Genomic DNA, 11,513 nt, shown 5'->3' with positions numbered 1-11,513 from the left:
ATAAGCTTAAAATTAAAAAGATGAAATATAATCAAAGGATATAGAAAAGAATAGGGGCAATATGAAGGATTGTATCATTGTGGGAGGAGGAGCTGCCGGTATGGTGGCTGCCATAGAAGCAAAAAGAGCCGGTGCAAAGTCGGTTCTTTTAGTGGAAAAACAATCTTGCCTTGGTAAGAAGTTAAGTCAGACCGGAAACGGAAGAGCCAATTTTACCAATCTTTCTATGCCGATTTCTGCCTATCGCAGCAATCATCCGGAATGCATTCCTCCCTTTTTAGCACAGTTTGATAGCAAGGATTCCTTAGAGTATTTTAAATCCTTGGGAATATACCCAAAATTCAGAGGCGACTATGTCTATCCCTATTCCGACCAGGCAAAGAGTCTGGTGCAATGCCTGGAAAACGCTCTTTACAAGCTAGGCGTAGAAATCTGTCTGCAACATAGGGTTGAAGCAATTTCTTGGACTGAGAAAGAGGGCTTTTTCTTAAAAGGAAAAAAGCTTCTGCCTAAGAGAGGAGATGATTCTTCCTTTCACAAGGATCATTTTTCCGACTATACTCTTGTCTCCGGAAGTAAAGAAAAAAACAGAAAAAAGGAAAAGAATAAAAAAGAAAAAATGGAATGGGAAGAAAAAGAGTTTTCTCTACAAGGGAGGAAGCTTTTAATTGCCAGCGGAGGACTGGCCATGGAAGCTCTTGGAGCTTCCGGTGAGGGCTATGGTTTTGCGAAAACTTTATCCCATACGGTTTCTCCTCTTTTCCCCAGCCTTGTCCCCATCTATACCAAGGAAGACTATGTTAAGCTTTGGTCCGGTGTCAGAGTGGATGTGAGGGCCGGGCTTTATAAGGAGCAGGATTTAGTTTTTCAGGATGAGGGAGAACTGCAATGCACGGATTACGGGATATCCGGTATTATTGTTTTTCAAATGAGTCGCCTGGTGCATAGGCTTTTGGAAGAAAAAGCAAAGTTTTCTTTGGAACTGTCCTTCCTTCCGAAATTTGAAGAGGAGGAGGCCAAAAACTATTTTCTTAAAAGAAAAGAGCTTTTGGAAGAGGAGAGAGGAGAAGCCTTTTTGCTTGGACTATTTCCGGAAAAACTGAGTCTAGTGCTTTACGAAAGGACAGCCTTTCCTCTAAAGCAAAAGATTCAGGATATTTCGGATCAAAAAATATTGGAACTATGTCAGCTTTGCCTGCATTTTCCTTTTCATCCGGAAAGAATCGGAGATTTTCAAAGAGCCCAATGTACGGCAGGAGGGGTGAATATATCGGAAATTTTCATTCCGGAATTTCAAAGTAAAAAGAATCCGGATTTATACTTTGCCGGGGAAGTCTTGGATGTGGACGGCATTTGTGGAGGCTATAATCTTCATTTTGCCTTTGGATCGGGAATTTTGGCGGGAAGAGCCATGGGGAAGAAAAATGATTAAAATCGGACAGTTGAAATTAGCTATAGAGAAGGAAGAGGATGCCCTTCTACCGGCCATTGCGAAGTGCCTAAAGCTGAAAAAGGAGGAGATTTCTTCCTATCAGATTCTTCGCCGTTCTTTGGATGCCAGAAAAAAGTCCCAGCTCTTTTATGTTTATACGGTTTCAGTGGAGCTAAGGGGAGTTTCCGAGAAGAAGCTCCTTGCCAAACTGAAAAATAAAGATATTCAAAGCTTTACTCCTGTTCTGTATCAGGAGCCTAAGTGTCCTGATAGGATTCAAGGAAAGGCTGTGGAGGATTTCTTTCAGTCGGAAGAGCATCGTCCCATCGTGGTGGGCTTTGGACCGGCAGGAATCTTTGCAAGTCTACTCTTGGCCAAAGCCGGCTGTCGCCCCATTGTTTATGAAAGGGGAAAGGCTGTGGAGGAAAGAGCAAAGGATGTGGAAGCCCTATGGGAGAAGGGGATTTTAATCAAGGAATCTAATCCCCAATTTGGGGAAGGAGGAGCAGGAACTTTTTCTGACGGAAAGCTGAATACCCTGGTAAAGGATCAACATGGTCGCTCCCGTTTTGTTCTTCAGGAATTTATCCGGCATGGTGCCAAGGAAGAAATCCTCTATGATGCCAAACCCCATGTGGGAACGGATGCCCTGATTTCCATTGTTTCCTCCATTAGAAAGGAAATAGAGAGTCTTGGGGGAGAAATCCACTTCGGACAGCAGTATCATTTTCAAAAGGAGGAAAGGCACCCCTTAATTATCGCCATCGGCCATAGCGCAAGAGACAGCTTTCGGGAGCTTTACGCCCTTTCTTATCCCATTGTGGCTAAGGATTTTGCCATGGGCTTTAGAGTTCAGCATAGCCAAAGGGATATCGATGCCGCGTTATACGGTGAGATTCCCGAGGAATTAAGAGAAAAGCTGGGAGCCTCCGCCTATAAAATCAGTCATCAGGCAAAGCATCGTTCTTTTTACAGCTTCTGTATGTGTCCGGGAGGATATGTGGTAAACTCTTCTTCGGAGGAGGGACGACTTTGTGTGAACGGTATGAGCTATAGCAAAAGAGACAGCGGCTATGCCAACTCCGCCATCATATTCACGATAAAAAAAGAGGAATACGGGGGAGTAAATAATCCCCTTGCCGGAATTGCTTTGCAGGAATACTGGGAAGAGAAGGCTTTTCAACTTGGTAAGGGAAGAGTGCCCTACAGCAGATACGACAAAATTAAAAATGTCGCTAGTGATGCGGAGAATTTAGAACTTATGCTGAAGGGGCAGAGCAAGGAATGTGATTTAAGCCCTCTATTCCACTTTGAAAACTATCCAAAGCTTGGCAATATCAAGGAGGATTTTATTGAATCCATGGAAGCCTTTGAAGGAAAGATGAGGGGCTTTTCCAAGGGAAATACCCTGATTTACGGCGTGGAGAGCAGAACCTCTTCTCCCCTTAGAATTTTAAGGGATGAAGAACTCCGCTGTATGGAGAAGGAGATTTACCCTTGTGGAGAGGGCGCCGGCTATGCCGGAGGAATTATGAGTGCCGCCATGGACGGCATGAAGGTGGCAGAGGCCTATATCCGTTCCTTAGGGAAATAATATAGCCTTGCCATATTATATTCTTATACAGATATAAAACTAGCTATCTAGCTATGCTACAAAAATAGAAATGTGAGGGAATTGTGGGAAACAAGTTATTTACGGAAATATTGGAAAACGCACCTGCCAATGAGCCGGAGCGCCAGTTTTACTTTATAGAACAAATCAAAGCCCTGTTGGATGTAAAAAAGGGAGAGGGCTATGAGGCCAAGGCCATGGTGACCGTCATCGGTTGCCAGATGTCTGCCAAGGACGGAGAAAAGCTTCAGGGAATTTTACAGGAAGCAGGCTATAGCATTACGGAGAAGGAAGAGGAAGCGGATGTAATCCTCTTTACCACCTGTACCGTCCGGGAGAATGCCAATCAAAAGCTTTATGGTCGTATCGGACAGCTTAAGCATCTCTATCAAAGAAATAAGGACTTAATCATTGGAATTACCGGTTGTATGATGCAGGAAAAGGATGAGGTGGAAACCATTCAGAGAAAATATCCCTATGTGCATCTGATTTTCGGTACCCACAATATCTATAAGCTGGCAGAGTATCTTTTAGAAACCATGCTCTCCAAGGAGAAGAAGGTAGAGCTTTTGGAGGATAGTGCGGAAATCGTGGAAAATCTTCCCTCCAAGAGGAAATATAGCTTTAGAGCAGCCGTAAATATCAGCTTTGGCTGCAATAATTTCTGTACTTATTGTATTGTGCCCTACGTGAGAGGAAGAGAAAAGTCCAGAGATTCTCAGGAAATTTTGAAAGAATGTGAGGCATTGGTTGCCGACGGCGTAAAAGAAATCATGCTCCTTGGGCAAAATGTGAATTCCTATGGCTTGGACAAGAAGGAGGAATGTTCCTTTCCGGAGCTTTTGGCAAAAATTGCAAAGCTTCCCGGTCTTAAGCGACTCCGTTTCATGACCCCTAATCCCAAGGATTTTTCCGATGAGCTTTTACAGGTTATGAAGGAAAATGAAAACATTTGCAATCATATTCACCTGCCCCTACAATCCGGCTCTACGGCTATTTTAAAGAGGATGAACCGGCATTACAGTAAAGAATCCTATATGGCTTTGGTGAAAAAGATAAGAGAAGTTTTGCCGGATGTGAGCCTAACGACAGACATTATTGTAGGTTTCCCCGGGGAGACGGAAGAGGATTTTCAGGATACCATGGAGGTGGTTGCCTACTCCAAGTTTGATTCCGCCTTTACCTTCCAGTATTCCAAGCGTACGGGAACTCCGGCCGCTAAGTGGGAGGCAGTTCCTGAGGATGTGGTAAAGGAGCGTTTCCAGCGTCTTTTAGAGCATATTCGTCTTCATTCCGAGGAGAGAGAAGGAAGAGACCTGGGTAAGGTCATGGAAGTTTTAGTGGAAGAAAAGGACAAAGAGTCCGAGAATATGCTGACCGGAAGACTGAGCAACAATGTGCTGGTTCACTTTGAAGGTGGAGAGCGCTTAATCGGAGAAATTGTTCCGGTTCGTTTGGATAAATCTATGGGCTTTTATTACTATGGGAGTGTTCTTTAATGGATGAAGCAAAATTATCCCCTATGATGCGGCAATATTTGGAGAGCAAGAAGGAGGTACCTGATGCCCTACTCTTTTACCGCATTGGAGATTTTTATGAAATGTTCTTTGAGGATGCTATCAAAGCCTCCAAGGCTTTGGATTTGGTGCTTACAGGGAAGGATTGCGGTCTGGAGGAAAGGGCCCCCATGTGCGGAATTCCTTATCATGCGGCGGATTCCTATGTCAGTAAATTGGTTTCCCAGGGCTTTAAGGTCGCCATAGGAGAACAGGTAGAGGATCCAAAGCTTGCTAAAGGACTGGTAAAACGGGAGATTATCCGAGTGATTACTCCCGGAACCCAGACCGAGGAAACTGCTTTAGAGGAAGGAAAAAATAACTATCTTTCCGCTATTTATCCGGGAAACAGCGGCATCGGTCTTGCTACCGTGGATATCAGTACCGGAGAGCTATACAGTTTAAGTGTTTCCGATAACAAGGAGTTTCTGGATGAAATCTCCCGTTTTTCCCCAAAGGAGATTCTCTGTCCCATAGGCTTTTTAGAGGATAAAGAATTAAGCTCTGCCTTGGACAGTCGCTTTAGCTTAAGCATTACAGAAAAGGAGAAGGATTATTTTGGAAAGGAAGAGGCGGATAAGATTCTTTCTTCCCATTTTTCTTCTTCCATCCCCGGCTTAGGGCTAGAGCATGCCCCTTTGGAAAGAAGGGCTTTAGGTGCCTGCCTACGCTATCTTTATGATACCCAGAAGAATATTTTATCCCATATTCGGCATATAGAGCGCTTTCATCGGGAAGACTATATGCTTTTGGACCTTTCCACCCAGAGAAATCTGGAGCTTTGGGAAACCCTTAGAGACAAGAAAAAGCGAGGAAGCCTGCTTTGGGTACTGGACAAAACCCATACCGCCATGGGAAGTCGTATGCTTCGCCATTTTCTGGAACGACCGCTTCGGGAAAGAAAGAAAATGGAGGAGCGTTTAGATTGTATAGAAGAGCTTTGTCAGCGTTATATTGACGGAGAAGAGCTTAGAGAATATCTGGATTCCATCTACGATATGGAAAGACTGATTGGGAAAATCAGCATTTCCTCCGCCAATGCCAGAGATATGCTGGCTTTAAAATCCTCTTTACAATTCCTGCCGGTGATAAAAAGAACTTTAAGCTCCTTTTCCGGAAAGCTTTTACAGGGCTTAGGACAGAAAATGGATGCACTGGAGGAGCTTTATACCAGGATTGATGAATGTATTGAAGAGGATCCCCCCCTTAGCATTAAGGAGGGAGGAATCATTAAGTCTTCCTTCCATGAAGAGGTGCGACTTTTCCGGGAAGCGGGGGAGCATGGGAAAGAATGGCTGAACCGGCTGGAAGAGCAGGAAAGAGAAAAAAGCGGAATTAAAAATCTGAAAATCAAATATAACCGTATTTTCGGCTACTGCTTTGAAATCTCCAAGTCCTATCAGGGGGAAATCCCCGACTATTTTATTAGAAGACAGACTTTGGCCCAGGCGGAACGATACACAACCGTAGAATTACAGGATTTACAGAATAAAATCTTGGGAGCGGCTGAAAATTTACAGCAGCTGGAATACAGTCTCTTTGTAAATTTGCGGGAAGAGCTTTCCCGGGAGCTTGGGAGAATGCAAAAAACCGCCAAGGAAATTGCCTTTTTGGATGCCTGCCTTTCTCTTTCCAAGGTAGCTATGCAGGAGCAGTATGTTCGTCCAAAAATCAATGAAGAAGGTAATTTAACAATTGTGGATGGTCGTCATCCGGTGGTGGAAAAACTTTTACAGGACCAAAGCTTTGTCCCCAATGATGCAAGTCTTGGCAAAGAGGAAAAAATAGCGATTATAACCGGTCCCAATATGGCAGGAAAATCCACTTATATGCGACAAGTTGCCTTAATCGTTCTGATGGCTTCCATCGGCTCCTTTGTGCCGGCAAAGCAGGCGGATATTCCTATCTGCGACAGAATCTTTACCAGAGTGGGAGCTTCCGATGATTTGGCCTCCGGTCAATCCACCTTTATGGTGGAAATGAGTGAGGTTTCCAATATTTTACGAAATGCTACAGAAAATTCTCTGTTGATTTTGGATGAAATCGGAAGAGGTACCTCCACCTTTGACGGCCTTTCCATAGCCTGGGCAGTGGTGGAATATCTTGCCAGGGAAATCAAAGCCAAAACCCTCTTTGCCACCCACTATCATGAGTTAAGTGTACTAGAGGGGAAGCTGGAAAATGTGAAGAACTACTGTATAGCGGTATCCAAGGAGCAGGGGGAAATACAGTTCCTTCGTAAGATTATGCCGGGAGGGGCAGACGAAAGTTATGGTATTGATGTGGCCAAGCTAGCGGGTGTTCCGGCGCCCGTATTGGACAGAGCCAGAGAAATCTCCAGCTTCTTAAATGAAAAGGACCTTCGTCTTCAGCATTTAGATTTTGAAGAGGCCCCGGAAGAAAAATTTGTAGAGGATTTTCCGGAAAAAACCTTAAAACTCGAAGAAAGAGGAAGGAAAAATTTTGCTTCAGAGCTAAGAAAGGAAGAAAAAGAAGTTTTAGACTGTATTCGAAATGATTCCTTTGAAAGCATGAGTCCCTTGGAAGCCATCAATCTGTTGTTTAGTTTAAAGGAGAAACTTCGTTGAAAATTCACCTATTAAGCCAGGAGTGCATCAATCAAATTGCCGCAGGAGAAGTGGTGGAGCGTCCCAGCAGTATCGTAAAAGAGCTGGTGGAAAATGCTTTGGATGCTAAAGCTACGGCAATATCCATAGAGATTAAGGGGGGCGGAATCAGCTTTCTTCGGGTAAGTGATAACGGAGAGGGAATCTTTTCTGAGGATTTGGAGAGGGCCTTTATGCCCCATGCCACCAGTAAGATCCAAAATCCCAAAGACTTGGAAGAGATTTTAAGCTTCGGCTTCCGTGGAGAGGCCTTGGCTTCTATTGCCTCCGTGGCTAAGGTAGAATGTATCAGCAAAAGGCAGGAAGATTTTCTTGCCCACAGAATTCTTGTGGAGGGAGGTAGCTTCTCTCCGGTAGAAGAAGTAGGGGGAATGGACGGTACCAGTATATTAGTGCGGGATCTTTTCTACAATGTGCCTGCCAGAAAAAAGTTTTTATTAAGTGAAAGCACGGAAGCCAGTAGGGTTGAGGAAATGGTGGAAAAGCTGGCTCTAGCCAATCCGGGCATTTCTTTTCATTTTGTAAAGGATGGAAAAAGTCGATTCCAAACCCTGGGAGGAGGGAAGCTTTCCGATGTGGTATTCGGTATTTACGGAAAGAGCTTTGCCAAGGATAGCCTGGAAATAAAGGAATCCTATTATCCATCCAGCCTAACAGGATTGGCTACCCTGCATATTGAGGGGCTTTTGGGAAAGCCAAGCCTTACCCGTTCCAACAGGCAATATGAAATTTTCTTCGTGAATGGTCGTTTTGTGCGGGATTCTTTACTAAGTAGAGCCTTGGAGGACGCCTATAAACCCTTTTTGATGCAGCATAAGTTTCCCTTTGCCATCGTCTTTTTACACCTAAGCCCCAATCTTGTGGATGTGAATGTGCATCCACAAAAGCTGGAGGTGCGTTTTCAGAATCGAGAAAAAATTTATCAGGCACTCTTTGACTGTGTAAGCAAGACTTTATCCAAGGCAGACTTGATTGACCATAGTCCCCTTTCCCTTTTCCAAAAGGAGAAGGAGGAGAAGAGTACGACATTTCTTTCCCCTTCCAGTCAGCTTTGGGAGAAAAAAGAGGAGAAAAAAGAGAATAAAAATGATATTCCCGAAGAAGCAGTTAGAAGTGATCAAAACGATAAGCAAAGTGCCGAACAGATTTCTGCAATAAAAGAGCAAGAGAAAGAAAAAGCTGAAGCTGTAAATCAAAGGTACCCTATAGGAGAGGCTTCAGAAAAGGCTCCGTTTAGAATAGAAGTTCCGGAGCTGAATCAGCAGAAAGCAGAAACAAGGGAAGAGAAGCTTATTTATGAAGAGTTTGACTTAACAAAGGGGATTCGTTTAGAGGAAGAAGAAAAGGCTTCTGAAAAGGAAGAGAATACTATCCCAAAGGAAGAGAATACTATCCCAAAGGAAGAGCAGCTTTTCACCGAATCGGAAAATCTCCCATCAGCAGAACAGGAAAGTCTATTTTCTACTTCCTTTTTCTCCGAAGAGGGAGAAAGGGAATTCCGCCTGATTGGGCAGGTTTTTCAGACTTACTGGTTGATAGAATTTCAAAAGGAACTCTTTATTATGGACCAGCATGCTGCCCATGAGAAGGTGAACTTTGAAAAAATGCGAAAGAATTACCTGGAAAAGCCGGGAATCAGTCAGGGAATCCTTCCTAAAACCATGGTCTTTAATGCGAAAGAGGAAGAGCTCTATGAAAAGACCAAGGACTATTTTACCCATCTTGGCTATAGAATCCGAAAGGAAGAAGAGAAGCGATATGCCTTAGAAGGAATCCCTGCGGACTTTCCGTCTTTGGATGCGGAAATGCTTTTCCATGAAATTCTGGATGCACTTGCAGAAGAAGGGAATCTTTCCGAAGCGGAGAGCGTCTATAATAAAATTGCGTCCATGTCCTGCAAGGCATCTGTAAAGGGGAATCAGCTCCTTAGCTTTCAGGAGGCAGAGGCTTTGGTACAGAAGCTTTTTACCTTGGAAAATCCTTATGCCTGCCCCCATGGCCGGCCTACAATAGTGGCCTTCAAAAAGCAGGATTTGGAAAAAATGTTTAAGAGGATTGTGTAAATGAATCTTTGGGAAAAACATAAACCCTTATTGATTTTGGCAGGTCCTACTGCGGTAGGAAAAACCGGTACCTCCATCGCCTTAGCCAAGGCTTTGGACGGAGAATGTATTTCCGCTGACTCTGTTCAGGTTTACAAAGGACTGGATATCGGTTCCGGTAAGGTGAAAGAAGAAGAGAAGCAGGGAATTCCCCACCATCTTCTGGATATCCTTAATCCTTCTGAGAATTATGATGCCAGCCTATTTCAAAGGATGGCAAGGGAAAAAATTGCCGAGCTTTACAGTAGAGAAAAACTTCCCATTTTGGTGGGGGGAACCGGATTCTATATTCAAGCCATGCTCTATGATATAGACTTTCAGGAGGAGAATCAGGAAGAAAAGGATAGAATCCGAAGGGAGCTTACGGACAGGCTGGAGAGAGAAGGGACGATTCCTCTTCACCAGGAGCTGTCCCAAGTAGATCCGGAAGCGGCAAAGGCTATCCATGAAAACAACAAGCAGAGAATCATCCGTGCCTTGGAATATTACTATCTGCATAAAAGTCCCATTTCCCAACATAATCAGGAAGAGCAAAAAAAAGAATCTCTCTATGATGCTCTATTTATAGTATTGTGTAGAGAACGGGAGAAATTGTATCAGGGTATCCATGACCGTGTTCTGCAAATGAAGGAAGAGGGCTTGTTTCAAGAGGTTCAGGCGCTTTATGAGCAGGGCTATCGGGAAAATATGCCGGGCTGTAATGCTATAGGCTATAAGGAGGTTTTTGCTTATTTAGAGGGACGATACACAGAAGATGAGTGTATCGAAAAAATTCAGCAGCATTCCAGAAACTATGCCAAAAGGCAGATGACCTGGTTTAGAAGAGAGAAAAATACCATTTTCCTCTCTGAGGAGGAATTTGCAGAGGGTAAGGAGGAAAGAATAGAATGGATTATCAAAGAATCTATGAAGAAATGGGCATTTCTCCGGAAGTAATTGCCTATAGTGAAAAAATATTAAAAAATCTGGAGGGCCGTTTCAAAGATATTGATGAAATTGCGGAAATCAACCAATTAAAGGTTTTACAGGCTCTGCAAAAGGCAAAGGTTTCAGAGGCCCATTTGCTAGGAAGCACCGGCTACGGCTACAACGATATTGGAAGAGATGCCTTGGAAGAGGTTTATGCCAATTATTTTCATACGGAGGATGCCTTGGTTCGTTCCCAGATTGTCTGCGGAACCCATGCTTTGGCTATAGCCCTGCAGGGAAACCTTCGTCCGGGAGATGAAATTTTATCTCCGGTAGGTAAGCCCTACGACACCTTGGACGAGGTTATCGGAATCAGAGACTCCCTAGGCTCCTTGAAGGAATTTGGTGTGAGCTACAAAGAGGTCGCTTTACTGCCGGATGGTTCCTTTGATTATGAGGGCATTAAAAATGCCATTTCCGAAAAAACCAGATTGGTGGAAATTCAACGTTCCAAGGGCTATAGCGATAGAAAGAGCTTCAGTCCTAAGGAAATTGGAGACTTGATTCGCTTTATCAAGGGCTGTAAGAAGGATTTGATCTGCATGGTGGATAACTGCTATGGTGAATTTGTATGCACGGAAGAGCCCAGTGACTACGGAGCCGATATGGTGGTAGGATCCCTCATTAAAAACCCCGGCGGAGGACTGGCTCCCATCGGAGGCTATATTGCCGGAAGCAAAGAATGTATTGAAAGGGCAGCGGTGCGACTGACTGCTCCCGGCTTAGGAAAGGAGCTTGGCCCTTCCTTACACTGTAACAAGGATTTCTTCCAAGGCTTTTTCCTGGCACCTACTGTTACCGCTTCAGCGGAAAAAAGTGCGATATTTGCTGCAAGTCTTTTTGAATCCCTGGGCTATTCCTGTCACCCTAAAGCGGACAGTCCAAGAAACGATATTATTCAGGAAATTCGTATGGGCAATGGAGAAGCTTTGCTGGCTTTTTGTAGAGGAATTCAAGAAGCTTCTCCGGTAGATTCCTTTGTTCGCCCGGAACCCTGGGATATGCCGGGCTATGAAGATCCGGTGGTCATGGCTGCAGGGGCCTTTATTTCCGGCTCCAGCATTGAATTATCCGCAGATGCCCCCCTAAGAGAGCCCTATTCCGTATATTTTCAGGGCGGTCTGACCTTTGCCCACGGAAAATTCGGTGTGATCAAGGCTCTGGATAATATTTTTAAGGCAGGACTTGTAAAAATTCCAAAGGAATAAATACCCA

7 protein-coding genes are annotated in these 11,513 nt (G+C 44.2%); all 7 read left to right on the top strand.

Translation table 11 applies throughout. The features are described from left to right. The first annotated feature begins 61 nt into the window (after positions 1 to 61). Entirely contained in the window at positions 62 to 1,432 is a 1,371-nt protein-coding gene (locus HNQ46_RS06850) for an aminoacetone oxidase family FAD-binding enzyme (RefSeq protein ID WP_183684029.1), read from the top strand. Beyond that, a complete protein-coding gene (locus HNQ46_RS06845; protein ID WP_183684028.1) occupies positions 1,425 to 3,026 on the top strand; it encodes an NAD(P)/FAD-dependent oxidoreductase in 1,602 nt (533 codons plus the stop codon). Before HNQ46_RS06850 ends, HNQ46_RS06845 begins: the two co-directional genes overlap by 8 nt. Positions 3,027 to 3,109: 83 nt before the next feature. Then, positions 3,110 to 4,543, top strand: coding sequence for a tRNA (N6-isopentenyl adenosine(37)-C2)-methylthiotransferase MiaB (miaB, locus tag HNQ46_RS06840; RefSeq protein ID WP_183684027.1), 1,434 nt, complete (start codon positions 3,110 to 3,112; stop codon positions 4,541 to 4,543). Continuing rightward, on the top strand, positions 4,543 to 7,188 hold the full coding sequence (mutS, locus tag HNQ46_RS06835; RefSeq protein ID WP_183684026.1) for a DNA mismatch repair protein MutS: 2,646 nt from the start codon (positions 4,543 to 4,545) through the stop codon (positions 7,186 to 7,188). Before miaB ends, mutS begins: the two co-directional genes overlap by 1 nt. Then, positions 7,185 to 9,290, top strand: coding sequence for a DNA mismatch repair endonuclease MutL (mutL, locus tag HNQ46_RS06830; RefSeq protein WP_183684025.1), 2,106 nt, complete (start codon positions 7,185 to 7,187; stop codon positions 9,288 to 9,290). The genes mutS and mutL overlap by 4 nt, the downstream gene beginning before the upstream one ends. Then, complete coding sequence (gene miaA, locus HNQ46_RS06825; protein ID WP_183684024.1) at positions 9,291 to 10,265, top strand: tRNA (adenosine(37)-N6)-dimethylallyltransferase MiaA; 975 nt, start codon at positions 9,291 to 9,293, stop codon at positions 10,263 to 10,265. Further along, the gene (locus HNQ46_RS06820; protein ID WP_183684023.1) at positions 10,217 to 11,506 is read left to right on the top strand and encodes a methionine gamma-lyase family protein; all 1,290 of its coding nucleotides are present in this window, start codon (positions 10,217 to 10,219) and stop codon (positions 11,504 to 11,506) included. Before miaA ends, HNQ46_RS06820 begins: the two co-directional genes overlap by 49 nt. Positions 11,507 to 11,513 lie beyond the last annotated feature (7 nt).

The sequence above is a fragment of the Oribacterium sinus genome, assembly GCF_014202695.1.
Lineage (GTDB): Bacteria > Bacillota > Clostridia > Lachnospirales > Lachnospiraceae > Oribacterium > Oribacterium sinus.
The sequence above is the reverse complement of the archived record's forward strand: the minus strand, read 5'-3'. Positions and strand labels throughout refer to the sequence as shown.

Excerpts from the sequence above, each read along its gene's own strand:
- HNQ46_RS06845 (WP_183684028.1), top strand. The coding sequence starts at position 1,425 with ATGATTAAAATCGGACAGTTGAAATTAGCTATAGAGAAGGAAGAGGAT.
- mutS (WP_183684026.1), top strand. The coding sequence starts at position 4,543 with ATGGATGAAGCAAAATTATCCCCTATGATGCGGCAATATTTGGAGAGC.
- miaA (WP_183684024.1), top strand. The coding sequence starts at position 9,291 with ATGAATCTTTGGGAAAAACATAAACCCTTATTGATTTTGGCAGGTCCT.
- HNQ46_RS06820 (WP_183684023.1), top strand. The coding sequence starts at position 10,217 with ATGGATTATCAAAGAATCTATGAAGAAATGGGCATTTCTCCGGAAGTA.
- HNQ46_RS06850 (WP_183684029.1), top strand. The coding sequence starts at position 62 with ATGAAGGATTGTATCATTGTGGGAGGAGGAGCTGCCGGTATGGTGGCT.